The following is a 25,812-nucleotide window of genomic DNA, read 5'->3' as shown; positions in this document are numbered from 1 at the left end:
GTGAGGCAAACGATGCACAAAATATGCTCGCAAATAACGGTTGGCGGCGCAACTTTCGGTGGTTATCCCAGATCAGGCAGCCTTATCGAAACAGACTGGCTTGAGGCGAACATTGATAATCCGACGTTAAGAATTTTCGATTGTAGCGCGTACTTTCACGCAGAACCGGGAACAGGAATAACCAACTGGCAGAACGGGCATATTCCTGGAAGCGCCTACGTGGATTTGCTGGAGGAGCTCTCAGATCCGGATAGTGACCTGCCCTTGATGATGCCAACGCCAGAACGGTTTTCTCAGGTGATGGGGGGATTGGGATTGGGGCGTGGAACAACGGCCGTTCTTTACGATGACACGAGCAACATTTGTGCTGCCAGACTGTGGTGGATGCTCCATGCCTACGGCTTTAACGACGCCGTGGTCCTTAACGGTGGTTGGCGGAAGTGGAGCATGGAACACCGCCGGGTCACACGGGAGCAGCCCGTTTGGTGCAAGGCCGAATTCCCCCTGCAACCGGCTCCTACAGTTTTTGTTGACAAACAGGCGGTACTGAAAAACTTGCAAACCAACCGGGCCCTGCTTATCGACGCGTTGGCCCCGGAGATATTTGACGGATCGTTGCAACGGTATGTGAGACCAGGGCATATTCCTGGCAGCTTCAATGTTCCTGCAAAAGCGTTGGTGGATTTAAAGACCATGGCTTTCCTGCCCGCAGTGGCCCTCAGGAAAATATTCTCGGAGGCGGGGTTGAGTGTGTTAAGGCCCACTATTTCATATTGTGGAGGTGGATTGGCCGCCTGTAGTGTTGCTTTTGCCTTACACCTGCTAGGTGCTGATAACATAACTGTTTACGACGCGTCGCTGTTCGAATGGGCTGCAGACCCGACGTTGCCTCTTGAGACAGGGAAAGTTGAGAGGTAAACAGCAGACTGCAGCGGTTCGAAGAAAAAACGCCCATCTGAAAGGCTTGCCTCCAAACAGGTACGGACCTCGCGATCCTGCTTAACCAATCAGTCAGTACCAATAGGAGTCATCGACTATACAGGGCAAAAAATGACGCCCATCCGCGTACCGTTGTCGCAGACAATCTCAAACCGGTCAGCTCACCAACTCTAATTTTGTTGCAATGTGGAAACGTTGCCGAGTACGCTTGTCAGTCAGTCCGCCAGTATACAGGGCACGCCCAATTGTGCAATGAACGGATAAACTCACAAGGCTAGAGCAATTGCCGGGCCTTATACCATTTTTAATCAGGGCTTTCCGTTGGGATATCGGTTCTGTTACTTTGGCGCCTGCCAAGGTCAGCCCGTTTAACGAAAGATTATGCCCAGCAAGGCCGGATCGGTGCCACAATGCTGGGCATAATCGTCAATAGTTAAACCTTCAATTCATCCCAAATTGCCTTTGCAGCTTTTAGCAGGGCAATTGCAATGACAAGCCATGCTGAGGCGTCAAGACTGCTGGCAGGATTATTTTCAGCCATTCTTGTCTCCTTTCAGTAATGCAGCCTGCAGTATGGTAAACATGGCAGGCACCAGATCGGGCAAGTCGTTGACCACCTTGCTGGTGTGCGGCAGAAGGAAGGTTATGTGCTCATTCCTGATGCCAATACCATAAACTTCAATGCCAAGTTTTTGCGCCACCCCTATGGCGTTGTTTGCAGCTAGTGGGTTGTCCGGCATGCCGTCAGTAATAACCAGAATCATCCTACGCTGCTCTTTGAGGGGCAGCATGGTTTGCAGCACCCACCATAAAGCCGCAGCCAACGGTGTCCCGCCAGAAGCCCGAATATCAAACAAGTCTGGCACTGCCTGCCCGTGCCGCATGATGGGGAATACAGAGTTCGTGCCTGCGGTAGCAGGGAAGGCAGTCACTGCCGGATTCACGCCACGAATGTGCCCCAGCGCCTTTGCCACGGCAAAGCAGGCCCGATTGGCGAGATTAATCGGTGCACCGGCCATGCTGCCGCTTACGTCCAGCAGGATGTGGACAGCTGTATTAAGGCCTTGGTGCTCAGATTCTTTTTGGAAAACACGAGTATTGCCAACCTGCAGGCGGTACAGAGAACTGGTATGGAGTTTGCCCCTGTGCCCAATGCTGCATCGCTTCTGGGTCTGCGCCTGCAGAAAGCCCTGAAGGCGAGTGCGTAGGGCGATGCTGGCTTGAAGAGCTTGCTGCTTCAGTTCAGCTGACAACGGTGCTGCTTGCCGGGTGCCTTCCACTGCAACGGTCAGAGCGTCGCCGGTGGATTCTGTGCTGCAATTGGTAAGCTCACTCGCCATTATTTCCCCGATGTTTTGAGGCAGATCCTGCGTCTCCGCATGGAAAAGGGCTTTGAGCGGTAAAGCGCTTAAGGCCTGCAGTGGAGCTACTGCTTCAGGCGAGTGGGCGGGATGCCCCTGTCGCTTAATATGCGTGGTAGAATCGTTGGGCTTTTTTGTAGCCCAATGCTCAGAGTCTTTATGGTTTGTGTTGCCTTTGCGCAGTGATTCGCCGTGGATTCGTTTGTTTTGCGTGGTGTTTTCGTGGGGCTTGCGTCGTTGTTGTGATGGTTCCCACTGCCGGATGCACAGGGCAATCTGCCTTGCGTATTCAACCGCAGCCTTTGTATCCGGGCAATGGATATAGACCTTGACCAATATGGCATCGAGGGCTTCTTTCAGGCCGGGAAAGTGCAAATCTATGATACTCGCCGCGTTTCGGCGTGCTGGGGTCACTTCGTCCACATCCCAAGCTCGCACCGTCAGCAGCACATAGTCTAAAACCGCAAGGGCCGGGGAATCATCCCCGGCCCTTGGCTGTGCTCGCTCTACAAAGAATCGTCGTATCAACCAGTTCAAGTTTTTCCGGCAGCCAGGGAAAATACCCGACAGCATCTTTTCAACGCGCCAGTCCTCAAGACAATTGAATAAATGGAAGGTCACAGGATCAAGATTTGCAGCTTTCAGCACGCTAAAATCTGTGTGCCGTAGATGAGCCGCCTCATGGTCTGTAAATCCCTTGGCGAGTGCCAGCAATTCCGGCTCACAATCCATAGGTAATGAGGGCAAGAAAATGACCTTACCACTGGTGCAGGCCTCCTTGCCGCCGATACGAACCTGCACCCCATAGCGGTCACCTAGGATGGACGCCACCAGGGGCAGGCAGTTGAGAACGTCTTTTGTGCGTATCATAATGTCACCACAGGCCCAGGCTGGGGATGGCAGGATGCGACAACGGGCTGTCCGCCTTGGTGATGTCTGATAGAATGGGATCATCGTCCATATCCACATCCACTGTGCCATCCATCTGTCCACCAGGACCGCCCGGCTCGTGGATAACGTCCGGACCAGCCAATAGAGCCTCCAGCACAAATGCTGGGCCGTAGCCTTCAATAACTTTTTGGGCGTGGCCTACAAGAGCCGTACTGTCCTTGAGTAGGCAGACCAGCCCCTGCAAAAGCAGTAGGTCTGTGCCGGTGATGTTGCCCTTCTTGGGCATGCGCAGCAGAGCAGCCTGCACGATGTCAGCTACCGGGGCCACATGCGGCTCTACAAATGACAACCCCGTGAGCTTGGCATGCAGAGTTCGCAGTGGCGAAAGAGCCTTGTGGGTCACTTCCGTCCTGCCGTGGTAAACCCTGCGCCATATATCGCCAGCCGACTTGGTCACCTCATCAAACAGGGTACCACCAAGACCGTGAACCTCTTCAGCAAGACCGGCTTCAAGCACTGCTGTATTGTCCGCATGCTGTTCCAGGGGAGCTACCTTATACAGTTGCCAGCGAAAATCCATGCGGGCGCGTACATAGTCAGGCCCCACGATGGAGTTGCGGATGATTTCGCCCCACTGATGGTGCTTCTCAATCCATGCCTGCACATTTTGGTCGTAGCCAGCCAGGAACGCTTCCTTTTCTTTCTGGAATACGGTGCGGATGTTGAGCAGTTCCTGTACGATTTCGCCGGCCTTTTCTTCAGGTATGGCCCAGCCAGACATGAACCGTACCCCATGACGGTCAAGGTAGTTGAAGGCGCGAGCCTTGAGTGTGCCGAAAACTTTGAGGTTTTCCGGGTCGGCAATGCGCTTTGAGCCCAATGAAGCCAAATCTTCAGGGGGCAGCTCTGCGCCGCCCAAGTCTTCCTGACTCATTTTGCGTCGGGCTGACCATAAACTGACGTTAAGGTTGAGGGCCAATAGATTGTCCAAAATGTGGATGTCAGAAACAAGTTGTGTCATTATAACCTCCTACATTGATTTATCGGAAGATGTAGCGTTGAGACCTTCAGTTTCCACTAGTTGCGGGAACATGCGTTGAGCCAATTCATGCAACATGGCGCGAGTTTCACGGCTGGCTCGGAATCCCAGCGCCCGGTCAAGGGCATAGGTGACTGGCTGTATGCCCTGATGGGCCAGCGGCTGAAAGCGAACGGTCAGATCACCCCAGCGAAGCAAGCTGCGAGTGGAGAATGTTACTTCAATGGTATTGGTTAGATTGCTCGTAGAGGACTCGCCCATGAACAGTTTGCGAACCTCATTAGCGTAGTCCACCATGGTGGCGCACAACGATTCGGGCAGCGATGGGAAACGCCGGGTAAGCAGACTCTTTTCCACATCGGCAGAAGGGTAGCCCACTTCGCAGATAGTAAAGCGGTCCAGCCATGCAAGGTTCTGCCGCTGGGTGCCCTGGTAGAGGCCGGTGTCATCGCCACCGCCATTGGTATTGGCCGTGGCAACCAGACGGAACATGGGGTGCGGCCCAATCAATTCCCCGCTGTTTTCCGCTATGCACAGGGGGGAGCCGTCCAACACGCTGTTCAAGCCTGCGGCGATTTCTGGTGAGGTCAGATCGATTTCATTGATCAGAAGAAGTGCGCCGTAGCGCATGGCAAGCGCAAGCGGGCCGTACTCAAAGATCATGTTGCTGTCCTTGACCGCTAGGTGACCAACCAGATCGGCAAATTCCAGCCGTCCGTGTCCGGTGACCTCAAAAACGGGATAGTTAAGCCTGGCTGCAAGTTGCTTGATGCATGTCGTTTTACCGCAGCCTGTGGGGCCGAAGACGTACAGCGGTTCCTGTGGGTTGAGAAACCAGACCACAACGTCACGGCTGGACTCATGGAAAAGATAGTTGTGGTCAATGGCCGGGGTGTAGGTCGAAGGGACGGCGTAGCCCCTGACCGTGGTGCCAGAAGGTTTGCCGCTGAAGACTTGGCCTGCATCAAGGTCGGTGGGTTGAAGAGAGTCAAGGCCAGAAGTAAGATTGGTGTGCATCACTTCTCCTGTGTGTTCTATTGACACGTTTAACTTGAATGTACACAATGAAGACAAAGGAGATTCCCATGTCTACGGTAACAGCGCGATTGGATGCGGATACGCAGGCGCAGCTTGAAAAGCTTGCCGCTTCTACCTCACGTTCTCGTTCATGGTTGGTGGCAGAGGCGGTAAGGCAATATGTGGCCGAACAGTCTTGGCAGATAGAGGCCATTCAGGAAGGCGTTCGTCAGGCAGATGAGGGGAAGTTTGCTTCTGACCAAGAGGTAACGGACGCCTTTGCTCGTTGGGGCGTTCATGCAAAATAGGCCTGTGCGGTGGCTCGCTCTAGCCATTGAGGATTTGGAAGGCATAGCGGCGTATTTAGCTGAAAAGGACTCAGATGCAGGGAAACAAATAGCCCAATGCGTATGGAATGCTGGGCAAAGCCTTGCCTCCCTGCCTTCACGAGGAAGGGCTGGCAGGGTCGCAGGGACTCGTGAGCTTGTTCTGACAGAATTTTCGTATTTTATTGCATACCGCGTCGTGAAATCGGAAGTACAGATACTTCGTGTTCTTCATACCGCCCGCCGTTATCCGCAATAATCACGCAAATGCGATTTTTCTTTCCACATATATCCCAAACGGTTTGCCACGAAAGCTACCGCGAGTTTCAGTGTCGTCATAATCTTCGCCAAGACGGATGAACCGGAAGTCTTGGTCGGGCAAGCTGTCCGTTAGTTTTGCTACAAAGGCCACTTCATCAAATTCTGCGTACCACTTTTCTCCCTCCCAAAGAAAGACAACGGAGCCTGAGTCTTCATCGATTTTGCTGGGTTCGCCACCTATGAGCATTTTGATTGCTGCAAAGTTGTCAGGATTGTTTTTTCTACCTCTGCAAGAGCTGCTTTTAACTGACCCATGCAATTTTTTGTCAGGCACAGGGCCACAAGAATAATATCCCATGATAATCTCCCGAAGCTCAGTTTATGGGCGAAATGCTCAATTTTTCGAAAGGTGAGCCTGTGCGCTCGCAACGGGCCAGCAAGGTGTCCACATCGGTGCCGCCCATGTGCTCAGAGTTAAAAATTTCGGCCAACTCCCCGCGCAGAGCATCCCTGTCCAACGTGGTTCGGCCTGCTGTCACTGACATGCGAAAGCGGTAGGTGCCGGTGTCTACCCAATCCCGTGTGCCAGCCTGGCGGTGAACAAGCTTGAGCACAGTTTCCATCTCTTTTATTTCGCTATCTAAAGCGGTGCGCTGCTCCTTGAGGGCCGCCAGCTTTTCCAGTGCTGGCTCCCATTGGGGCATCTGTATGCCCTGCGGAAATTTGGGGCAGTCACCATTGTGCTCGCAGTACGAGCACAATGGGTAAAAGCCTTGAGCGCAATCCACATGTGCCAGAGTTATGTGCCCAGCGCGGAATGCTGCAAGCTCGCCCCAAAGCTGGGCCGCATGGTCAAGGGCAGTGTCGAGCATGGCCTGATTGAAACCGTAGGGGCCGAACGCTTTAATCTCTTTCATGGAAAGGCAGAGCAACCATGCCTCCATACTTGTCTCGGCAGCCGTTGCGGGCAGCTGAAGGCCAAGTTGGGCACGGCAAAGTTGTGAAAATGTCATTTGGTCATGCATAAGCGTGCCGTCCTCAGCACGAAGGCTGAAGACGGGTTTGTTCCAAGCTTTTGTCAGAAGACCGATCTGGCCATGCAATTGCAGAAGATGAGAATCATGCGGCGAAGCTGGCAGTTTGTCTGTGCTTTTCACTTCCAGAATGCGTATGGCGTTGACCGGTGCGCCCCAGGCCAGCACAAAATCGAGATGAGCCTTGATGGGCACGCCATGATGCTGCCAATTGATCTCAAGCTGGGGCAGAACATGCAGGCCGAGCGATACTAGAGCTTGCCCAACCCCGGATTCAAACCAGTGCCCACGCTGCAGTGTGAGCAGACGCTCTAGGCTGTTTGTGGTAGGCAGCACCTTTCTGGCCAGTGCAGCCCGTGGGCATTCCCAATGTTGGCCGATGTCGCTCATTCCCACATAGCTGGAGCGATCGCCCAGATAGGCAAGCGTGTCTTTGTGGGCGACCGCTTGTAGACCCTGTCTGATTAGAGCCCGTAATCCTTCAGTGCGGTTCATCTGTTTCATAAGTTAGCCTCCACAAAAGTAAGAGGGCCGCCATCAGGCAGCCCTCTTACTCGGTATTTTGATTTTTGTTATGCGGCATCAACATACTTCCACCACAATTTCCTCTGCGGGTTCCAGCGGAAGCCCGAACCGGTCAGCAGTTCCTTTTTTGCTTGCGTGTTTCCGGTAGCAATGATGCAAGGACGTCCGTCCTGGGCAGTAACTTGCTGGTAGGTGACGCCTTCTAACGGCGGAAGATTTTCAAGGTTTGCTGGCGGGTGACTTAAGGGGCTTGAAATGTTGTTTGCGGTAGATTGGTCGCGTTGTCGCGCTTTTTGTGATTCAGGGGCAATTACGGGCAATTTTGGCCGTGTCAGCGATTTTTTGCCATTTTTAGCCCCTTCACCATCGTCATCTTCAGTTACCATGCCCAACATGGCGGTTAGAGCATAGCGGCGGGCATAGGTAATTGCCGATCCCATGCCCTGCGGATCGGCCTTGGGTAAAGGAACCACGGCAAGAGAGCTTTGCCACTGGCCAGACTCTGCATGCGTCAGCTTGGTAACCAGCCCCAATGAGTTGGGCTGCTCCACAGGCACAGGGTACTGGCACAGCCAGATGCCATTTTCAATGAGAGCATCACGGCAGGCGTCCATGACGCTGTTGAGGCTGGCGTACCAGCTTTTGGTGAAGGGATTTTCAGCGTCTTTTGTAGCAGGTTGAACGGTTCGTTGCACGTTAAGCAGGGCCTTAGCCAAATCGGTGATATTTTCAGTTTGATATGTAACCATGACATGTCTCCAGATGTGGTGAATCCCTGCCCAACAAGGGCTGGACAGAGATTTTAGAACTGATTTGAAACGTAATTTCAGTTGCCTTGATTCAGTAATATATCCCTAAAACTGGATGATTAATGATTCCACTAATATCAATCTCCACGCTTTAGCTTTGTCATATAGGTTTTCTCTGGCCGCTATGCGCAGTCGATTCATTGCGCATCGTAACTATTTACAAAATTTTCATTTTCCGGCTGTCCGAAAGGAATAACCGAGGCCATTCCATGACGTGGCTAAAAGATGAAGCTAGTGGCGGGATAAAAATTTACCTTTGTGGCTCCCCGTCACACGCCTTAGAAAAGTCCTTTGTCAGATAGCAAAGCATGTCATGCAGCTCTGTACATGAACTATCTGATATTAATAACAAAAAATAAATGAAAGCACCGGGCGGCGGAAAGGATGGAGGCCGTGGACGAACCTTCATAAGTTAGCAGGGCGAACGCATGAAAATTTGAAATTGTATGCGCGCGTGCCTGCCTCCTCATGGAGGGCATTAAAAAAATGCACCAATTTAATTGTTGCAAATATCTTGACGTGTGAGTGAATCATCGATAGAAGTTTAAGCAGCACTGAGATTGGTGCAAAAACAAGGAGGATCAAATGGCAAGAGACACTCACCGAGTTCTCCCCACAGGCGACGGAGACTGGAAGGTTCAGCGCGATGGCAACTCCAAGCCTTCGCACGTCACTTCAACCCAGCAGGAGGCTATTCAAATAGCCCGCCAGATCAGTGGCAACCAAGGGACGGAACTGCAAATTCATGGCAGAGACGGTCGAATCAGGCAGTCGGATAGCCACGGAAACGACCCGTTCCCTCCCAAAGGTTAGGTAAGCATCATGGTTGAACGCCTCAAAAAACAAACGACCGGATGCGCCAACATCCAGCCGTTTGGTGAGGTGATCCTGCCCACAACGGAACCGCTGCAGGTACTCAGGCGAAACCTCGATCGGATTTAGAAGAATACATGGTTTTGTGCTGAGGTTCAAGGCGGCTCCATATCCTGCCGGAGGCAGTATGGATATTCTTTCTTTTGAAGATTCTCTTGCAATTGCGGGGGAAAAGCGCCATCTCATGCTCGGAAATGGTTTCAGTGTGGCAATTCGGCCCGACATCTTTCGCTATGGGTCATTATTTGAAAAAGCTGATTTTTCACACTTTCCTGAGGTCAGACAAACCTTCGATGCCATCGGCTCCGAAGATTTTGAAGAAGCTGTGGAAGCTCTCGAACGAGCGGCGTTGGTGCTTGCCGCATTCACAGAGGATGCCCCGCCCATCAGCAAACGGATGCGCGAATGCGCCGCAAAAATTAAAGACGTGCTGGTGCAAACCATCGCAGGGCAACACCCCGAAGGCCCTGGCGATATTACAGATCAGCAATATGAAGCCTGTATCAATTTTCTGCGCAACTTTCGAGCCGCCCCAAGTGATGGCAGAATTTTTACCCTGAATTACGACATCCTCCTGTACTGGGCACTCATGCACGGAAAAACCAAAAAAATGATCAGCTTTGATGACGGATTCAGAACAGATCGCAACAATGCTGATGCGGGATATGTCGTGTGGGATGACTCGGCACATAAGCAAAATGTTTACTATCTTCACGGAGCGCTTCACTTGTTTGACGGCGGGCATGAATTGCAAAAATATACATGGAATAGAACGGACATTGCACTTGTTGCACAAACAAGGGAAGCCATCGCAAAGAATTTGTTTCCCCTTTTTGTTGCGGAAGGGTCTTCACAGAAAAAATTGGATAAAATTTATCACCACGGCTATTTGAGCAAGGGATTGCGCAGCCTCAGCAGTATCCAGAATTCTCTTTTCCTTTATGGCGTCTCGCTTTCCCCAAATGACGAGCATCTCATTAACATCGTTGTGAAAAATATAAATATACGCAAGCTGTTCGTCAGTTTGTTCGGCTCGCCGAAAAGTTCCGGCAACCAACAAACCATCGCTGCAGCCCTGGCAGCTAGCGCACGCAGGGATGCCAGGCACCCTCTGGAAGTACATTTTTATGATAGCGAAACCGCCAAAGTTTGGGGATGAAGCGCATGACTGCCATAAGATGCCAGAGCTACCGCTTGAATATGACAATTTTACGCAAAAATGGCATATAGATATGAAAAAAACACTTTTTTTGCGGGATGTTGCCGAAATTAGTGCCGGTTATCCCTTCCGCGTTGGCCTAAGCGACGACCCCGGTGGCAAAATCCGGGTTGTTCAGATGAGGGACGTGAGCCCCGCCATGGGAGTTAACTGGGCATCAACCGTCCGGGTTCAGCATGAAGCCAACATGGAGAGCTATTTTCTCCGGCATGACGATATCCTATTTGTCATGCGCGGCGGCAATTATTACGGAACATTGCTCGCCAATCCTCCGGATTTGTCACTGGCAGCGCTACATTTCTTTCGTGTACGTGTGACGCAACCCCGGATGATCCTGCCAGCCTTTCTCGCGTGGCAGCTAGGGCAACATCAGGCACAGCGCTATTACAACAATGTGGAAGCCGGGAGCGCACAAAAAAGCATGCGTCGTGCCGACTTTGCCGATATGCCCATCACTGTGCTGCCGCTAAATCGTCAGAAGACGCTTCTAGACGCCGTGGAGAGCATCCAAAAAAATATTGCGGTGCTGCAATCCGGCATTGCCAATTGTCACAACCTGTTGTCCGCCATTGCCGGTAAGGAACTTGCCGCGTTGTATAAGGAGTCTGTATGACCACCATGATTGACCAGAATGAAGTGAACAAAGCGGTATGGAGCGCCTGCGACACGTTTCGCGGTACAATTTCCTCAGAGATATATAAAGACTATGTGCTGACCATGCTGTTCCTGAAATATTTGAGCGACGTGTGGCAGGACAAGTACGATGCCTACAAAAAAGAGTTCGGCGATAAAAAAATGGTTCAAGCCATGCTGCAAACGGAACGCTTTGTGCTGCCCATGGGAGCGGATTTCTATTCTCTCTACGCAAAACGCTTTGAGCCGGGCAACGGCGAACGCATCGACAAGGCCCTGCACGCCATTGAGGAAGCCAACATCACCAAACTGGACAGGGTGTTTCAGGACATCAGTTTCAACTCCGGCAAACTGGGGGAAGAAACACAAAAAAACGATCTCCTGCGCCTGTTGCTGGAAGATTTCAACAAACCCACCCTCAACTTACGCCCCAGCCGCGTGGGCACACTGGATATCATCGGCAATGCCTATGAATACCTGATCAAGATGTTCGCTTCCGACGCCGGGAAAAAGGCCGGGGAATACTACACCCCGGCGGAAGTCTCGCAACTTATTGCTGAACTGGTGGACCCGCAGGAAGGTGACGAAATTTGCGATCCGGCCTGCGGCTCCGCGTCGCTGCTGATGAAATGCGGCTACAAAGTGCGCGACAAGGCAGGGGCGCGCAAATATGCCTTGTTCGGACAGGAGAGCATAGGCTCCACCTGGTCGCTGGCGAAGATGAATCTTTTTTTGCACGGAGAAGACAACCACAAGGTGGAGTGGGGCGACACCCTGCGCAATCCCCTGTTGCTGGACGGCAACGACAAGCTCAAACACTTTGACGTGGTGGTGGCAAATCCCCCCTTCTCACTGGACAAGTGGGGCCAAGACAGCGCGGCAGACGACAAGTTCGGACGCTTTCGGCGTGGTTTGCCCCCGCGCACCAAGGGCGATTACGCCTTTATCCTGCACATGATTGAAGTTATGAAGCCCGCTGTGGGGCGCATGGCCGTGGTGGCTCCGCACGGTGTGCTCTTTCGCGGCGCGGCGGAAGGAAAAATTCGGGCCAAGCTTATTGACGAGAATCTTCTTGATGCAGTCATCGGGCTGCCGGAAAAGCTTTTCTTTGGCACGGGCATCCCGGCTGCCATTCTGGTGTTCCGCAAGCGTAAGGCTGACGACAAGGTGCTCTTTATCGACGCTTCCCGCGACTATGCGGACGGCAAAAATCAAAACGCCTTACGCCCACAGGACATACAAAAGATCGTGGAAACCTTTCGTGCACGGCAAAGTGTGGAAAAATACGCCTACCTTGCCACGGTGGAAGAGATCAAGGCCAACGACTACAACCTGAACATCCCCCGCTATGTGGATACCTTTGAAGAAGAGCCGGAAATAGACATGCACGCCCTGCTGGCGGAACGTGCGGGCCTGAAAGCGGAATTGGAAAGGCTGGAAGGGGAAATGGAAAAATACCTCAAGGAGCTGGGTTATGTTCAATAGCCTGACGCCGGGGCACAGCGGCCCCTTGCCCAAACTTGCCAGCACCTACACCCGGCTGGATGCCCTCAAGGCCAAGCTTGACGCCCATCGTCCCCTGGCCCCGGAGGTGGTAAAAAACCTGCACGCCGATATGGTGGTGCGGTACACCTATCACTCCAACGCCATTGAAGGAAACACCCTGACCATTTCCGAAACCAAGGTTGTTTTGGAAGATGGGGTAACCATTGGCGGCAAAAGCATGCGCGAGCATCTGGAAGCCATCAATCACAGGGAAGCCATTGACTATGTGGTGGAACTGGCCGGGCAACCCGGCGCACTTACGGAAGCCGAGATAAAAAATTTACATCAGATTGTGCTCAAATCCGTGGATTCATCCAATGCCGGACGTTACCGGCAGCAGAACGTGCTCATCAGCGGTGCGGGATTTACCCCGCCAAATTTTCTGCATGTGCGGGAACACATGGAAGCCTTTTGCGCATGGTGCGCAGGCGCGGCGGCGAGTTTGCACCCCGTGGAACGTGCCGCCCGTGTGCATGCGGATTTTGTGAACATCCATCCCTTTGTGGACGGCAACGGCAGAACGGCCCGGCTGCTCATGAATCTGGAGCTGATGCGGGCGGGATTTCCCGTGGTGATCGTGCCAGTGGAAGAACGCAGCGTATATTACGCCAACTTGGATACCGTGGCGGTAAAGGGTGACTATGCGCCCTTTGTGGAACAGGTATGCGATCTGGTGGAAAAGAGCTTTGCGCCGTACTGGTTTGTGCTGGGGGTGGGGGATGAGTGAGAAGTTACCGAAAGGGTGGAGTGCAGCCCACCTTGCCTCGATTGCTCTTGTAACGTCTGGCGGTACACCTGCCAGAAGCCAAGCAATATACTGGAATGGAGATATCCCGTGGGTGACCACAGGCGAAGTTTCATTCAATATCATAACAACAACTAATGAGTGTATCACAGAAATTGGACTCGCAAATTCTGCGGCAAAAATTTTCCCTGCTGAAACCTTGCTTATTGCATTATATGGACAAGGAAAAACTAGAGGAACAGTTGCCAAGCTCGGAATTTCTGCAGCAACAAACCAGGCATGCGCTGCAATAATTTTTAATTCCCAGCACAACCAATCTTTTTATTTCTACTATTTTCAAAATAAATATAATGAATTAAGAGAACTGAGCAATTCTGGATCTCAAAAAAATCTCAGTTTAGATTTATTGAAGTCACTGTTAATATGTTCACCACCACTTGCTGAACAGCAAAAAATCGCTCACATCCTCACCACTTGGGATGCCGCCATAACCTGCACCCAAAGACTGCTTGAAAACAGCAAGCAGCAAAAAAATGCGTTGATGCAGCAGCTTCTGACAGGGCGGCGGCGCTTGCCGGGATTTAATACTCCATGGGCACAAAGTATGATTCGTGAATTATCAAAGAGGGTAACCCGCAAGTCTGACGGTAAGCCACACCCGATTTTGACTATTTCTTCTACTTCTGGATTTGTAAGGCAAGATTCTAAATATAGAAGATATATGGCAGGAGAGAGCGTCAATAACTATATTCTTTTATATAACGGGGAATTTGCATACAACAAGGGAAATTCAAAAACATATGAATTGGGTTGTATATTCCCGTTAAGTAATTTCGAAACAGGGCTTGTTCCTCATGTGTATGTTTGTTTTAAACTTCATAGTAAATATTGTGCAGAATTCTATAAGTACCTCTTCGAAAATGACCATTTAAAAAAACAACTTAGCGACATGGTGAACACAGGCGTCAGGAACAATGGTTTGCTCAATATCAAGCCTGAAGAGTTCCTTCAGGCTACGGTTCCCGTCCCCCCCCTCGACGAACAAAAGGCGATCGCTGAAGTCCTCAACGCCGCTGATGCGTTCATCGCCCAATACGAGGCCAAACTTGCCCATCTGCAAATGCAGAAAAAGGCCCTCATGCAGCAGCTGCTCACTGGAAAAATCCGCGTCATGCCTGACTCTTCGGGCAACGCGGGTGCAACACCCGCATAAGGGGGAACCATGTCCACCGTTCCCAATATGTCAGAAGAATACATCGCCAAGATCCCCGCCCTGCAAATGCTTATGGCCCTTGGCTGGCAATACATCCCCCCGGCGGAGTGTCTGAAAAAACGCGGCAACAACCGTGAAGTCATCCTGCGGGACGAGCTTGTGGCCTTTTTGCAAACACGGCGCTTTTCCTACAAGGGCAAGGACTACCCCCTCTCCCCCAATGCTGTGGACCAGATTGTGCGCGAGGTGAGCTCACCCCCCATGCAGGAAGGATTGCTCACCGCCAATGAACGTATCTACGACAAACTCTGTCTGGGGGTGACGGTCACGGAATTTGTGGACGGCCAAAAAATAAGTGCCACCATCCCCCTGCTGGACTGGAACGGACTGGACGCCACTGGCACAACGCACAACCGCTTTGTGGTAACGGAAGAAATGGAAGTGCTGTGCGCCGATGGCCTGCACACCCGGCGGCCCGACATGGTGGCATTTGTTAACGGCCTGCCCCTGGTGGTCATGGAGGCCAAAAAGCCGGAGTCCGGCAACCCCAACAAAAACATGGTGGACGAAGGGGTAAGCCAGAATATTCGCAACCAGAAGTATGACGAAATTCCTCTGCTTTTCGTCTACTCCCAGCTTTTGCTGGCGATCAGCGGCACGGACGGCAAATACGGCACCACCAAGACCATAGATACGTTTTGGCAACGCTGGCACGAGGAGGAACTCTCCCCGGCAGAGGTGGAAAACCTGAAAAACTGCATCCCCACGCAGGAAGAACAGCACAAGCTTTTTGACTGGCGTGAAGACGGCCACGCCATGCGGACTTTTTTTCAGTCACTCTGGTCGCAGCCTATGCAAGCCACGGAGCAGGACACTATGCTGGTCAGCCTGCTCGGCAAGGGGCGTCTGCTGGAGATCATCCGCTATTTCACGCTCTTTGACAGAAAAAAGGGCAAGGTGGTGGCCCGCTATCCCCAGATGTTCGGCGTGCGGCGCATGCTGGAACGCATTCAGCAGCATAAGGCACCCCGCGAAGGCGGCGGACGCCAGGGAGGTGTCATCTGGCACACCACAGGCTCCGGCAAATCCTTGACCATGGTCTTTTTGTGCAAGGCGTTGCTGCTGCATCCAGCCCTGGCGCAATGTCGCATCATTGTGGTCACCGACCGCGTTGATTTGGAAAAACAACTGGCGGGAACCTTTCAGGATGCCGGGGCCTATGGCGGAGCCATTGCCAGCAAAAGTGCGGAAAAATCCAAGGCCAAATCCGGTCGTGATCTCGCATTGCGCATAGGCAAGGGTGTTGAACGGATTATTTTCACCCTGGTGCAGAAATTCAACTCTGCAGCCAAGCTCAAGGAATGCCATAACCCCAGTGAAGACATCATCGTGCTGGTGGACGAAGGCCATCGCAGCCAACAGGGCGGAACACACGAACGCATGCGCGCGGCCTTGCCCAATGCGGCCTATATCGCCTTTACCGGTACGCCGCTGCTGAAAAAGGAAAAAACCGTCAGCAAGTTCGGTCCCATTATCCATGCCTATACCATGCAAAGGGCAGTGCAGGATGAAGCGGTGCGCCCACTCTTGTATGAAGAGCGCAAGCCGGAACTGGACATCAACCAAAAAGCCATTGACGCATGGTTCGAGCGCATTACTGACGGCCTCAGCGACCAGCAAAAAGCCGACATCAAACGCAAGTTCGACAACAAGGACACCGTATACGGTTCCGACAACCGCATTGAATTGATCGCCTGGGATATTGCCAAGCATTTTAAGGATTATGTGCGCGATTTAGGCCCGGAACTCAAGGGGCAACTGGCCACGGACAGCAAGATTGCGGCTATCCGTTACAAACAGCATTTGGACGAAACCGGCTGGGTCACGTCAGCCGTGGTCATATCGCCGCCAGACACCCGCGAAGGCAACAAAAGTGTGGACGAGGACGACGATGCCCTGCCGCTGGTGCACCGATGGTACAAGAAAACCGTGGGTAAAACGCCCCCGCAGGATTACGAACGCGGCGTCATTGAAGACTTTGCTACCGACGGCGCGCCCGACATCCTCATTGTGGTGGACAAGCTGCTCACGGGCTTTGACGAGCCACGCAATGCCGTTCTGTATATCGATAAGCCGCTGGAAGGGCACAATATCATTCAGGCCATCGCCCGTGTGAACCGGCTGCACCCTGCCAAGGAATACGGCCTGCTCATTGACTACAGGGGGATTCTCGCCAAGCTAGACACAGCGGTCGCCGGGTATCAACTTTTGGAAGAACGCACGCTGGAAGGCTATGAGGTTAAAGACATCGAAGGCCTCTACCATCAGGTGAACACGGAATATAAGCGCCTCCCGGTCTTGCATGACGCTCTGTGGGCTATTTTTAATGATGTGGGCAATAAGAAGGACATTCAGCAGTTTCGGCAGGTGCTTACCCCGCAGTATGCCACCGATCCCGGCGAAGATGGCGACCTTTATGATATCCGTCAGAAGATTCGTGAAGATTTTTATCAGGCTCTTACCGCCTTCGGCCTTTGCCTGAAGGTGGCGCTGGCTTCTCGTTCCTTTTATGAAGATGGCGCTTTTGGTGAAAAAACCGTCGCCATGTATAAAAAAGATTTGGCCTTTTTTATTGAGCTGCGCAAAATTGCCCGCCGCGACGCCCAAGAGACTGTGGACTACAGTATATATGAAGAACAAATCCGAAAGCTTGTGGACAAACATGTGATGGGGGAAGGCATCTCCGTTGCGGAAGATCATTACCTTGTGGATGAACTGGGCAAGGTGCAAGACCCTTCTGCATGGAGCAAGGAAAAGTTGCGCAACGAAACGGACATCATCAAGAGCCGTGTGCGCAAGAGCATTGATCAGGAATTGGCCTTTGACCCCTATGCTCAAAAATACTTTTCGCAGTTGCTGAAAGAGGCCATTGCCAAGGCCGAGGAGATGTTCAACCACCCATACAAGCAGTTTGCCCTGTTTCAGGAATTTGAGGAGAGGGTGCGGCAGCGCCGAATGGCGGATATCCCCGAAGCATTGCGTGAAAAGGAAAGGGCACGCGCATTTTTTGGTATTTTTCGTATGGCGGAAAGCACGCAAGCCCCAGAGCAGCAGGACAAACTTGTGGAAGAGGCATTGGCCGCAGAGCGTATTGTTTCACTGGCCATTGCCGAAAATTCTCTTAATCCTCAAGATATTGAAGCGGAGATTACCAAAGGACTCCTGCCGCGCCTGTATTCCTGGCTTGGCCTTGAACGTGCCCAAAAAGTTATTGACGGCATTATCAAATCTACCCGCTATGGGAGCCGGGCATTCACGCCGGGTGGGAAAGAAGCGTGAACGAAGCCGTGCAAACTGTCCATTATGGTGCGGACAGTATTCATTATGTCATCCGGCGTCATGCGGGCAGGCACTCCCGTGTGCGCATTCATGTGCATCCTGACGGATTGGTCGAGGTGGAAGCACCGGAAGAGGCGGACAGCCATGCGATACGCGAGGCTGTGCGCGCCCGCGCTCAGTGGATTGTGGGGCATCTGCGGGAAATAGAAAAGCGACGGCAACATGTGCTGCCACGAGATTATGTAAGCGGGGAGAGCCATTTTTATCTGGGGCGGCGTTACATGCTGAAGGTTGTGGTTCTGGATGCGGCTGCCTTGCGATGTAAGCTCAGCCAAGGGAAACAGCCCGCGAAAACTGGAGTGAAGCTCTCCGGCGCGTATTTAACAGTCACCATTCGGCAACCGCAACTCTTGAGAATTCATGAAGATGACAGGGCGCACCGAAGGCCAGTAATCTTGACCTCCTGTGAGGACAAGGCCATGCAGGCCGCTAGGCGTCAGCGCGTTAAGATTTTGCTGCGTGACTGGTACAGGGAGCATGCCGCCGCGTATTTTCAAAAACGCCTTGTGGCACTGCAACAGAATATTTCATGGCTTGACAGCATCCCTGCCTTCCGCCTGCAATCCATGCAAAAACAGTGGGGTAGCTGTTCCCCTGCGGGCGTTCTGCTGCTGAACCAGCATCTTATCAAGGCTCCGGCCCGTTGTGTTGACTATGTGTTGCTGCACGAAATCTGCCACTTGCTGGAGCATAATCACGGAAAAGCCTTTTATGCTTTGCTGGAATCTCTGTTGCCTGACTGGCAATGTGTAAAAGACAAATTGGATAATATGGCTGAAATACTGCTCAATGAGTGAGCAGACCTTCAGTGGAACGGGGAATTACCATGTTATTTTACCTTGTACGGGCCTGAAGTAACGGCGAGTTTGAAGATAATTTTTTTGCACGACAACTGACAGTTTTTCCATCAACCGAGACCCGTGCGGCTTTTCCATGCAGTACTGCAGCTAGCATCATAACTTTTTCAATTTTCCTGATACGCACGCTCGATGAGCACTTTGGCGTTGGCAAAACTGGCGGCATCGCGGATGATGACTTCAACATCGCCTGTTCCCCAATGTCCTGTATTGTGAACATGCCGGATGAAACCTTTTTCTTCGGCAATTTCTTCAGGCTTCAGTTTCAGCCAAAGCTTCATGTGCGGCTCCTGAGGAAAAATAGCCAAGCATGCAAAATTCTTGAGACGGCTGAAAGCCATATAGTATTTTACGGTTTTGGCGTTGATGTCGTCGCCCAGCGTAGTGATGAAGGCAAACACATCATCATACAACCGTTTGAAGTCTCCAGACAACGCGCCCAGGTTGTCCGAAAATGTCTGCTCCTTCTTGACCGACTGTTTTGTAGACGATTCCGCCGATGCTCCCTGATCGGCAGGTTGCGGCTTGGACTGCACAAGATTTATCCATTCCAGCATGAGTAAGTCGCGCGAAAAGTATTTATACCGGATAAGCTCGATATTGCGGCCAATCTGAGCAACGGCGTGCTCGTCAAACTTGGTAAAATCTCCGGCTACGCACAAAACGCGAGTGCCGTTCCATTCAATGGAGTCAGCCTTCTCTTTGCCATAACGCTCCATGACCAGCAGTTTAAATTCGGCCTGGTGGTCGAGCAGCCAGTCCAGGTAGTACAAACCCTGATTGATGACGTTTTCGTTGGTCTGACGTTTGTATTCGATGATGACAGGGCAATAATTTTCATCCAGGCCCAAAGAATCTATGCGGCCTCTATGTTGCTTGCCGGTGCTGTATTCGTGCGCCACAAAGCGGATGCCTAAAAAACACTCCATGTGCTTTTCCATCAAATCGTGTAATTCACGCTCGACTAAGGCGGAGCGTCCCGCCAGTTCTTCGGCTTTGTCATTAGAAAAGTGGAATAATTTGATATCACTCATACTGCCTCCTGCGCGAAAATTGCATGCACGTCTATTTTGCCGGTAACAGCGGCGGATAGTCAAAGTCATTTTTCAAAGAAAAGTTCAATTCGTTAATTGGGGCTTCTCTCATTGTCAAAATAGTTATAGGCCGAGTAGAGCACCCACTTCAAGTGTGGTTTAACGTTAGTTAACCGTATTTTCTGATCCTTTCTGATAATCCCAAAACTCCTGCCACACCCCACCATGCTGCACGCCTTTTACGACGCGGCAACTCAGGGGCTGCTGAGCAGCACGGCAGAACCGCTCACTGATCTCCGGTGGCATGATTGTGTCGTCAGCGCTGCTCAAATGGAGTTGCGGCATATTCTGTAAAGATGGGGCAACGGCAATGGGGTTAAGCGACTCCTCTAGCGGACTTATGCCTTGCAACTTGGCCCAGGCATCCGTATCCAAATTGCCCGCGACAGTGCCAAGAAAAATCACATCGGTTCGCTGGGCAGCCAGCAGCAGCGCTGCCCCTCCACCACCTGAAAATCCAACCAGTATAATCTTCTCAGCGCCGAATGTTGCTTTGGCCTTGTTGATGGCCTCGTTAAGGCTGGCGATAACTTCTGGCGCAAGGCGGGCGGATGTCCAATATTTCGCAGAACAGTTCCGTAGGTCACTCCCTGTAACGAACTGGCACGGACGCGCCAGATATAGCACCGGATCGAGACTGGGATCAGCCATCGCCAGTCGTAAACCCACAGGGTCTCGCGGTGTTGGGTCACCCGATGGCCTTGTGCGAGTGCTCCAGGCATGACCATCTCCTTCAATATAGACTCGCAGCGTTTTCCTTTCTCCATGATCGCTGGGCCGGAATTGCCCGTATAAGGTAAATTGCTCTGTTGGAAAACGCACCTCCGTAAATCCTGAAGATTTGGCAAGGTGCAAGGTAGCCTCACGCGGGGTTGTAGAACAGCCTGCGAGGAAAATTAGAAATAGGGTCAGCGTAGCGAACTTGCTTTGCATTTGATCTTACTATCCATTTGCAAAAGGGTTGAATAGTATTTTGTCTTTGTGGGGGCTGTTGTGCCAGAATAAAACGAGGAGGGGGCAGATGCAAAAAAATGGGCCCTGATCCAGCAGAGCCCATAAGGGGAAGATAAACAGCCATGCGCGCATGCGGCGCTAATCGTCTTCAGATCGCCCGCTGCCGTCGCAGTCCGGGCAGGTCACCCAGTTATCCCCTCCGCATGAGGGACAATTTTCAGGGTGGCGATCAGTGCCGTATTCCAGCGGGCATTCAATTCTTCCCTTACCATTGCACCGGCTGCATCTGCTCATAATTCTTCTCCTTCTGCGCCATCTTTTTTAGGTGGTATCCAGCCATTTTTTTTCATAATACTCCCGATCGCCATTTTTTCAGCCCAGCAATCAGAGTTCTGGCACCGCTGAATCAACTCATCCCTGCTATAATCGCGGTATTTCGACTGATATTTTGCAATCTCCTTGTTTTTTTCATCCACCAAATTATCAACGAAATCCCATACCTTTTTGGCGTACCGGAACGCCGTTTCCAGCATGGCCATTTTTGTCAGCTCCAGTTCGTTTGATTTTTCAGTTACAGTCTTTGGAAAGGACCACTGTCCAGAAAGACAGTAGCCCACTCTGCTAAAATTCCAGGCGCAGAAGAGCATTCACGCCGTGTGAAGCATGGTGTTCAGAGAATTGATAGTCGTAGTTGGCTGTTATGGAAAAATCACCGATGCCGTATTTAAGCCCGGCTCCGACTTCTCCTGTCTGGTTGTCCAGCATTGGACCATTTGCTGAAGCCACACCAGTGCTGCCGGGCATGCGGACGTCATACTTCAGGTGCGTATCAGCCACACTGGAAATCCAACGGGCGCGCAGCTCTGGCGTCAAAACGCCATTGCCGAGAGAAAAGTCCATATTCGCGCGAATGCCCACGGGAATGTTGACGATGTTCAGCTGTGCCCGACCATTATTGGCAATGGCAGAACCTTGCATCTCGGTGTCAAATTTGTGCTGATCATAGAATCCGTAACTGACACCCAAGCTGGGGATGATGTTCACGCTGGCGGCATGCAAGGTGTACTCCGCCAGCAGATTGGCAGACCAAAGATCAGCGTCATAGTCGGCAGTGAGATTCCCGGCCACATTTTCCTGATCTAGGCTGTTGTGGGTACGCATCCAGCCGCCGCTGGCAGTCAGCGTGAAGGGTTCAAGATTCCAACTGCCGTAAAGGTTCACGCCGCCGTAATTGAGATGGTTCTTTGTTTTGGCCAGGTCTCCGGTTGACTGCACATAGCCTGCGCCAAGATTGCCAGCCACACCCACCCGATAGTTTTCGAAGGTGTAGTCCGCACCGAACACAAGACCATAGGTGTCAGCGTTATAGCCAGTATCAAAGCTGCCCACACTGATGCCGAATCCACGATCATGCATGTAAACGGGACTGGCCCATATGCCCAATCCCTGTTTCCACAACGGGACATCTAACGAATCGCCCGCACTCATGCCGGACTGGCCTCCTGAATCTCCAGAAAGTGATGCGGTAACGCTTCCCGGAGCCATAGCTTGGCCTGAAGCTCGGGCAGCGATTGCCCCAAGGTTTTGTGTGTTTGTGGAAACTGCGGCCATGCCCCCGGCCCCTACAGAGGAAGCATAGGAGGCCGATGTAACGGCCTGAGCTGCCGATGATCCCTTGGTCACCGCCGAATCCATGAAAGCATTGGTCCCAGGGGTGTAACCATCAACAATTCCAGCCAGTTCTTTCGGCAACATAGGCATGGCCGCCTGAGCCGCTCTGCGCGATACTGAAGCCAGCAAAGAGTTGCCGCTGTACGTTAGGCCGGACATGGAAAAGAGCACATCATTGGTCGTTAGCTGCACCGCTGACAAGTTTGAAACGGGAATGGCTGCATTGCCTTGATCAATAGAGGTCACGCCGGTGACGAGATAAATGCTCTGGGTCTGTCCCACTCCTATTTTTGCCTTGGTAACGTCTGTAACCAGGCCATTGATGCTAATGGTGCCGAGATCAACCGTTCCAGCCTGATGCGGGTTAAAGCTGAGAACACCGCTACCACTCGCTGCATACCCGTTGCCCGCGTATCCAAGGTTGATGGGCGCATCAGATGCTTGCGTTGCCACCAGCGGGATGTTTATCCGTGAACTGTCTATCCCCAGGCTGCTTGTGGTCATGCTTCCTGCCCTTGAGCCTAGCGTGACTGTCGTTCCTTCACGGATGGACATGCTATTGCTCACCAGAGACGCGTTGTCCCCAAACACTACAGAACCTCCCCGGATCACAGCTCAACCATTGAGCCGGTCTTCAAGGGCACTGACGCCCTGTACGGAGATGGAGCCGCTGTTTTCCAGATGGAGCGGAGCTGTGCCCAATCCTGTCGCCTGATTAAGCGTTCCATTGTTGAGTAGCAGAGTTGTTCCGCTGCTGATGGCAATGTTCTCCGACTGCGAGGTAGCAGTTGTGGAAGTCACTGCCGTATCGCTGCTGAGCGTTATTCCTCCAGTGGTGTCCCATATGTCGGCAGCGTTTGAGCTGATGGGGTTTACCGCCACTAGGGCTAATGCCAAGACTACCTTCTGCATTGATCTAAATCCCATTTTCCCTCCTTGCCCTTGGCAGTGTTTTGATTGGTTCAAGCGTCAAGCCAGCTCAATTCTAGCTATATAGACCTTAAAAGTCGATAATTAAATTTAAAAATCTTAGGCTGGTGATGCAAATTTCATGGCAAATGTAATTAAGAGGTATGCTTATGAAACTTGCAGAGCTTGTTGGAGAGAATATCACTGTACGCCGCAGGCAACTTGGTCTGAGCCAAAAGGAATTGGCAACATTACTGGGCATAACTCAGGATGCCATGACACGGATGGAAAAAGGGAAGATCGCGCCTAAAATGAGCCGCCTTGAAGACCTCGCTGCCCATCTGCAATGTCCTGTCAGCTATTTTTTCAGAACCCAATCGGATGAGGTCCTTGAAAAAGCTACTTCCATTGCGGAAATCCTAATGACCGTTCCTGATGATGGGCAGGAAGCATTGGTCAACTTGGTGGCAGAGGCTGCCCGGGTGATGAATCTGAAGAATGAGAAATGAAGGTGAGTGTTGCTCGTGAAAACAACACTCACCTTTTCTAATGATTTTCTTTTGTTATATATCTAGATCCTCATGAAATTTTGTACGTCAACATCAGCAGAATCAGCAACTTTTACTTGCTATTACTCTTAGTTCGTCTGCTTGAGGATGACACCCTTGATCCCTTAGGGTTGTGCTCCTTGGATTTGATTTTAGCCAGATAACTGCCAGCATAAACAACGTTATTCATCTGCTGTTCAAAATTATCAGAATTTCTGTCGATCATGATGCCTTGCTGTCCGTTGCTCTCTGAAAAATGCACAAGTCCATCATTGTCAGTATCAAGCTTGTTTTTTACCTGTTTGTTAAGTTCAGAGAAAATGGAGTAGCCATTCTGGATGGCATTGCCATTAGCAAATGCCATGACATGGAAATGAGGGTTAGCCTCTGGCGATGTTTGTTCTGTTGTTGTGATGAATTTTATATCAGGCTTGTTCTTTGAATCCTTACATCTTGAGTTGATGTTCCGTTTGGTGTTCTCAATAGCACGTGTAACATCTCTTCTTGTGAGAACTTTTTCAGAATCTTGTTCTGAGTGTATGTCTGCTCTTACAGCAAGAACCCTTGAGTGATTTTCTGACATATACTCAATGGTATCCACGAGTTGGTCTAAAGTTTTCGTGCTGCATGGCAAGTTGTTGTCTTTGCCTGTGTTGATAGAGTAGCCACGATACGTGTTTGATTTAGTGGTCTTTGGCATGATAGTTCTCCAGTTTTTATAAAAGTCATTTTATTTAGGTGGTTGAATAAATAATAACAGGGGTATGCATCTTGGTAATGCATACCCCTGTGTTGTTTGCTAATGGTGGGTAATGGCTATCCTAGCCTTTTATGCTTGTTTATAACTACTTAAAGATATTACCAATTAACCGGGTAGTGGCTTCGTGCTCTTTCCCTCACCTCTCAGTATGTTTTTTTAGCCCCCCCCATCCACTCAGTATATTATATTATGCGACAAAGTTGCTCGCTCACATATTTCCATCATCTGGAATCCCCGGCAGAGTTAACGGCCAGCCTCTCTACATATGGACGCCGAAGAGCAAGAGGGTCTGGTCGTCGTTGGCAATCGGGCTTGAGCTGAGCACACCTGAAGAAAGAATTAAGCGATGGCATCCCATACGAGGGCCATGAAATTGCTGTTGTTGCCAGTTGCCCCCAAAGTAGGATTTCGTCGGGTCTCGTCAAAGGATACTGATTGCCACCATGCTTTAAGGGGCGACTCATGAACTTTGCTGGTTGATTCTGCGTCGCTTGATCGATCTGACATTCACTCCTTAAAGTCAGGCTGCGCTAGGGGAATTAGGACTGAAGGCCAGCGTTCCTTCTTTGTGCTAGAATAAGATTTTTCGCGGACCACCCTATATAAAAAGGGCCTCGCGTAAAAGGATATCATTATATGAAGGCAATAATACGTAATAAACATTTATTTATTGGTTTATTGGCAAGAGTTGATTTAAGAAAACATGGTATTAGGAAATACGAAGTTGGTATGGAGTTGACCCTCCCCCCGAAAAGTATGCCATTGAAAAGTTAGTGTTCCTGACATAGGAGCACAAGAATGAAACGTAGCAGATTCACCGAAGAACAGATTATTGGAATTTTGCGGCAAGCCGAGGCTGGAGTTCGCGTTGTCGATCTATGCCGTCAGCATGGCATCTCGGATGCGACCTTTTACAAGTGGCGCAGCAAGTTCGGTGGAATGAACATCTCTGACGCAAAGCGATTACGCCAGTTAGAGGAAGAAAACGCACGGCTGAAAAGACTTGTAGGCGAGCAGGCACTTGATATTGTCGTCCTAAAGGACGTGATCTCAAAAAACTTTTGAAGCCCGCAGCCAACAGGGAAGCCGTGCATCACATTCAGGCTGCACATGGCTACTCAGAGCGGCGGGCTTGCCGAGTGATTCAGTTTAACCGCAGTTCAGCCAGGCGATCACCATCTGAAGACCGT

The 25,812-nt window shown here is 51.3% G+C and carries 24 protein-coding genes and 1 pseudogene; 13 read left to right on the top strand and 12 right to left on the bottom strand.

Features of this window, described 5'->3' with window-relative positions:
• Nucleotides 1-12 precede the first annotated feature (12 nt).
• Nucleotides 13-918 (top strand): sulfurtransferase, encoded by a 906-nt coding sequence (locus G449_RS0100600; RefSeq protein ID WP_022657369.1) that lies wholly within the window; start codon nucleotides 13-15, stop codon nucleotides 916-918.
• Between the two features lie 554 nt (nucleotides 919-1,472).
• Here the strand turns inward: G449_RS0100600 and G449_RS0100590 are convergent.
• Genes G449_RS0100590 through G449_RS15345 form a run of 3 tightly spaced genes read right to left on the bottom strand, consistent with a single transcriptional unit; the run spans nucleotide 1,473 to nucleotide 5,247 of the window.
• Nucleotides 1,473-3,170, bottom strand: coding sequence for a cobaltochelatase CobT-related protein (locus G449_RS0100590; RefSeq protein WP_022657367.1), 1,698 nt, complete (start codon nucleotides 3,168-3,170; stop codon nucleotides 1,473-1,475).
• Nucleotides 3,171-3,174: 4 nt separating this feature from the next.
• Entirely contained in the window at nucleotides 3,175-4,212 is a 1,038-nt protein-coding gene (locus tag G449_RS0100585) for a DUF3150 domain-containing protein (protein WP_022657366.1), read from the bottom strand.
• A gap of 9 nt (nucleotides 4,213-4,221) precedes the next feature.
• Nucleotides 4,222-5,247 carry an AAA family ATPase gene (locus tag G449_RS15345; protein WP_022657365.1) on the bottom strand — a complete coding sequence of 342 codons (1,026 nt, stop codon included), beginning with the start codon at nucleotides 5,245-5,247 and terminating at the stop codon, nucleotides 4,222-4,224.
• Nucleotides 5,248-5,315: 68 nt separating this feature from the next.
• Here G449_RS15345 and G449_RS0100575 point away from each other — a divergent pair, with 68 nt between their 5' ends.
• Both G449_RS0100575 and G449_RS18745 read left to right on the top strand, forming a co-directional pair.
• On the top strand, nucleotides 5,316-5,555 hold the full coding sequence (locus G449_RS0100575) for a CopG family ribbon-helix-helix protein (protein WP_022657364.1): 240 nt from the start codon (nucleotides 5,316-5,318) through the stop codon (nucleotides 5,553-5,555).
• Nucleotides 5,545-5,832 (top strand): type II toxin-antitoxin system RelE/ParE family toxin, encoded by a 288-nt coding sequence (locus G449_RS18745; protein ID WP_081640410.1) that lies wholly within the window; start codon nucleotides 5,545-5,547, stop codon nucleotides 5,830-5,832. Before G449_RS0100575 ends, G449_RS18745 begins: the two co-directional genes overlap by 11 nt.
• Here the strand turns inward: G449_RS18745 and G449_RS15340 are convergent, their stop codons facing one another.
• The 3 genes from G449_RS15340 to G449_RS0100560 all read right to left on the bottom strand — a co-directional run bounded on the left by G449_RS15340 (nucleotide 5,833) and on the right by G449_RS0100560 (nucleotide 8,142).
• Nucleotides 5,833-6,192 carry a hypothetical protein gene (locus tag G449_RS15340; RefSeq protein WP_159060399.1) on the bottom strand — a complete coding sequence of 120 codons (360 nt, stop codon included), beginning with the start codon at nucleotides 6,190-6,192 and terminating at the stop codon, nucleotides 5,833-5,835. It abuts the gene before it with no gap.
• Nucleotides 6,193-6,208: 16 nt separating this feature from the next.
• Entirely contained in the window at nucleotides 6,209-7,372 is a 1,164-nt protein-coding gene (locus G449_RS0100565) for a hypothetical protein (RefSeq protein WP_027180573.1), read from the bottom strand.
• A gap of 68 nt (nucleotides 7,373-7,440) precedes the next feature.
• Nucleotides 7,441-8,142: an ERF family protein gene (locus G449_RS0100560; protein ID WP_022657361.1), complete on the bottom strand. Its 702-nt coding sequence runs from the start codon at nucleotides 8,140-8,142 to the stop codon at nucleotides 7,441-7,443.
• A 645-nt stretch (nucleotides 8,143-8,787) separates the two neighbouring features.
• Here G449_RS0100560 and G449_RS0100555 point away from each other — a divergent pair.
• From G449_RS0100555 to G449_RS17975, 8 genes are all read left to right on the top strand, one after another.
• Nucleotides 8,788-9,015, top strand: a complete 228-nt coding sequence (locus tag G449_RS0100555; protein ID WP_022657360.1) for a DUF2188 domain-containing protein — start codon at nucleotides 8,788-8,790, stop codon at nucleotides 9,013-9,015.
• A 187-nt stretch (nucleotides 9,016-9,202) separates the two neighbouring features.
• The gene (locus tag G449_RS0100550; RefSeq protein ID WP_022657359.1) at nucleotides 9,203-10,234 is read left to right on the top strand and encodes a DUF4917 family protein; all 1,032 of its coding nucleotides are present in this window, start codon (nucleotides 9,203-9,205) and stop codon (nucleotides 10,232-10,234) included.
• 73 nt (nucleotides 10,235-10,307) lie between these two features.
• Nucleotides 10,308-10,907 carry a restriction endonuclease subunit S gene (locus tag G449_RS17550; protein ID WP_159060398.1) on the top strand — a complete coding sequence of 200 codons (600 nt, stop codon included), beginning with the start codon at nucleotides 10,308-10,310 and terminating at the stop codon, nucleotides 10,905-10,907.
• Complete coding sequence (locus tag G449_RS0100540; protein WP_022657357.1) at nucleotides 10,904-12,412, top strand: type I restriction-modification system subunit M; 1,509 nt, start codon at nucleotides 10,904-10,906, stop codon at nucleotides 12,410-12,412. The genes G449_RS17550 and G449_RS0100540 overlap by 4 nt, the downstream gene beginning before the upstream one ends.
• Complete coding sequence (locus G449_RS0100535) at nucleotides 12,402-13,199, top strand: Fic family protein (protein WP_022657356.1); 798 nt, start codon at nucleotides 12,402-12,404, stop codon at nucleotides 13,197-13,199. The genes G449_RS0100540 and G449_RS0100535 overlap by 11 nt, the downstream gene beginning before the upstream one ends.
• A complete protein-coding gene (locus tag G449_RS0100530; RefSeq protein WP_081640409.1) occupies nucleotides 13,192-14,430 on the top strand; it encodes a restriction endonuclease subunit S in 1,239 nt (412 codons plus the stop codon). Before G449_RS0100535 ends, G449_RS0100530 begins: the two co-directional genes overlap by 8 nt.
• Nucleotides 14,431-14,439: 9 nt before the next feature.
• Complete coding sequence (locus tag G449_RS0100525) at nucleotides 14,440-17,769, top strand: type I restriction endonuclease subunit R (protein WP_022657354.1); 3,330 nt, start codon at nucleotides 14,440-14,442, stop codon at nucleotides 17,767-17,769.
• Nucleotides 17,766-18,626, top strand: a complete 861-nt coding sequence (locus G449_RS17975) for a M48 family metallopeptidase (protein WP_022657353.1) — start codon at nucleotides 17,766-17,768, stop codon at nucleotides 18,624-18,626. The genes G449_RS0100525 and G449_RS17975 overlap by 4 nt, the downstream gene beginning before the upstream one ends.
• Nucleotides 18,627-18,793: 167 nt before the next feature.
• Here the strand turns inward: G449_RS17975 and G449_RS0100515 are convergent, their stop codons facing one another.
• From G449_RS0100515 to G449_RS0100495, 5 genes are all read right to left on the bottom strand, one after another.
• A complete protein-coding gene (locus G449_RS0100515) occupies nucleotides 18,794-19,720 on the bottom strand; it encodes a DUF5655 domain-containing protein (protein ID WP_022657352.1) in 927 nt (308 codons plus the stop codon).
• A gap of 165 nt (nucleotides 19,721-19,885) precedes the next feature.
• Entirely contained in the window at nucleotides 19,886-20,713 is an 828-nt protein-coding gene (locus G449_RS15330) for an esterase (RefSeq protein WP_022657351.1), read from the bottom strand.
• 311 nt (nucleotides 20,714-21,024) lie between these two features.
• On the bottom strand, nucleotides 21,025-21,273 hold the full coding sequence (locus tag G449_RS0100505) for a hypothetical protein (protein WP_022657350.1): 249 nt from the start codon (nucleotides 21,271-21,273) through the stop codon (nucleotides 21,025-21,027).
• Between the two features lie 82 nt (nucleotides 21,274-21,355).
• Entirely contained in the window at nucleotides 21,356-22,909 is a 1,554-nt protein-coding gene (locus G449_RS0100500) for an autotransporter family protein (protein ID WP_022657349.1), read from the bottom strand.
• Nucleotides 22,910-23,020: 111 nt separating this feature from the next.
• On the bottom strand, nucleotides 23,021-23,302 hold the full coding sequence (locus G449_RS0100495; RefSeq protein ID WP_159060397.1) for a hypothetical protein: 282 nt from the start codon (nucleotides 23,300-23,302) through the stop codon (nucleotides 23,021-23,023).
• A 182-nt stretch (nucleotides 23,303-23,484) separates the two neighbouring features.
• Between G449_RS0100495 and G449_RS0100490 the strand changes: the two genes are divergently transcribed.
• The gene (locus tag G449_RS0100490) at nucleotides 23,485-23,823 is read left to right on the top strand and encodes a helix-turn-helix domain-containing protein (RefSeq protein WP_022657347.1); all 339 of its coding nucleotides are present in this window, start codon (nucleotides 23,485-23,487) and stop codon (nucleotides 23,821-23,823) included.
• A 112-nt stretch (nucleotides 23,824-23,935) separates the two neighbouring features.
• Here G449_RS0100490 and G449_RS0100485 read toward each other — a convergent pair whose 3' ends face one another.
• Entirely contained in the window at nucleotides 23,936-24,562 is a 627-nt protein-coding gene (locus G449_RS0100485) for a YagK/YfjJ domain-containing protein (protein ID WP_022657346.1), read from the bottom strand.
• A gap of 858 nt (nucleotides 24,563-25,420) precedes the next feature.
• Between G449_RS0100485 and G449_RS0100480 the strand changes: the two are divergent.
• Nucleotides 25,421-25,812, top strand: a pseudogene (locus G449_RS0100480) (transposase); the annotation flags it as partial.

Source organism: Desulfovibrio desulfuricans DSM 642 (assembly GCF_000420465.1).
Taxonomy (GTDB): Bacteria; Desulfobacterota; Desulfovibrionia; order Desulfovibrionales; family Desulfovibrionaceae; genus Desulfovibrio; species Desulfovibrio desulfuricans.
Note: the sequence above shows the minus strand (reverse complement) of the source record. Positions and strands in the feature narration are given on the sequence as shown.

Coding starts and splice junctions, on each gene's coding strand:
- G449_RS0100600 (WP_022657369.1), top strand. CDS start 13: ATGCACAAAATATGCTCGCAAATAACGGTTGGCGGCGCAACTTTCGGT.
- G449_RS0100505 (WP_022657350.1), bottom strand. CDS start 21,273: ATGGCCATGCTGGAAACGGCGTTCCGGTACGCCAAAAAGGTATGGGAT.
- G449_RS0100540 (WP_022657357.1), top strand. CDS start 10,904: ATGACCACCATGATTGACCAGAATGAAGTGAACAAAGCGGTATGGAGC.
- G449_RS0100500 (WP_022657349.1), bottom strand. CDS start 22,909: ATGACCACAAGCAGCCTGGGGATAGACAGTTCACGGATAAACATCCCG.
- G449_RS0100550 (WP_022657359.1), top strand. CDS start 9,203: ATGGATATTCTTTCTTTTGAAGATTCTCTTGCAATTGCGGGGGAAAAG.
- G449_RS0100575 (WP_022657364.1), top strand. CDS start 5,316: ATGTCTACGGTAACAGCGCGATTGGATGCGGATACGCAGGCGCAGCTT.
- G449_RS0100535 (WP_022657356.1), top strand. CDS start 12,402: ATGTTCAATAGCCTGACGCCGGGGCACAGCGGCCCCTTGCCCAAACTT.
- G449_RS0100485 (WP_022657346.1), bottom strand. CDS start 24,562: ATGCCAAAGACCACTAAATCAAACACGTATCGTGGCTACTCTATCAAC.
- G449_RS0100560 (WP_022657361.1), bottom strand. CDS start 8,142: ATGGTTACATATCAAACTGAAAATATCACCGATTTGGCTAAGGCCCTG.
- G449_RS15330 (WP_022657351.1), bottom strand. CDS start 20,713: ATGCAAAGCAAGTTCGCTACGCTGACCCTATTTCTAATTTTCCTCGCA.
- G449_RS0100515 (WP_022657352.1), bottom strand. CDS start 19,720: ATGAGTGATATCAAATTATTCCACTTTTCTAATGACAAAGCCGAAGAA.
- G449_RS0100585 (WP_022657366.1), bottom strand. CDS start 4,212: ATGACACAACTTGTTTCTGACATCCACATTTTGGACAATCTATTGGCC.
- G449_RS0100555 (WP_022657360.1), top strand. CDS start 8,788: ATGGCAAGAGACACTCACCGAGTTCTCCCCACAGGCGACGGAGACTGG.
- G449_RS0100525 (WP_022657354.1), top strand. CDS start 14,440: ATGTCCACCGTTCCCAATATGTCAGAAGAATACATCGCCAAGATCCCC.
- G449_RS15340 (WP_159060399.1), bottom strand. CDS start 6,192: ATGGGATATTATTCTTGTGGCCCTGTGCCTGACAAAAAATTGCATGGG.
- G449_RS17550 (WP_159060398.1), top strand. CDS start 10,308: ATGAAAAAAACACTTTTTTTGCGGGATGTTGCCGAAATTAGTGCCGGT.
- G449_RS0100490 (WP_022657347.1), top strand. CDS start 23,485: ATGAAACTTGCAGAGCTTGTTGGAGAGAATATCACTGTACGCCGCAGG.
- G449_RS0100530 (WP_081640409.1), top strand. CDS start 13,192: ATGAGTGAGAAGTTACCGAAAGGGTGGAGTGCAGCCCACCTTGCCTCG.
- G449_RS18745 (WP_081640410.1), top strand. CDS start 5,545: ATGCAAAATAGGCCTGTGCGGTGGCTCGCTCTAGCCATTGAGGATTTG.
- G449_RS0100590 (WP_022657367.1), bottom strand. CDS start 3,170: ATGATACGCACAAAAGACGTTCTCAACTGCCTGCCCCTGGTGGCGTCC.
- G449_RS0100565 (WP_027180573.1), bottom strand. CDS start 7,372: ATGAAACAGATGAACCGCACTGAAGGATTACGGGCTCTAATCAGACAG.
- G449_RS15345 (WP_022657365.1), bottom strand. CDS start 5,247: ATGCACACCAATCTTACTTCTGGCCTTGACTCTCTTCAACCCACCGAC.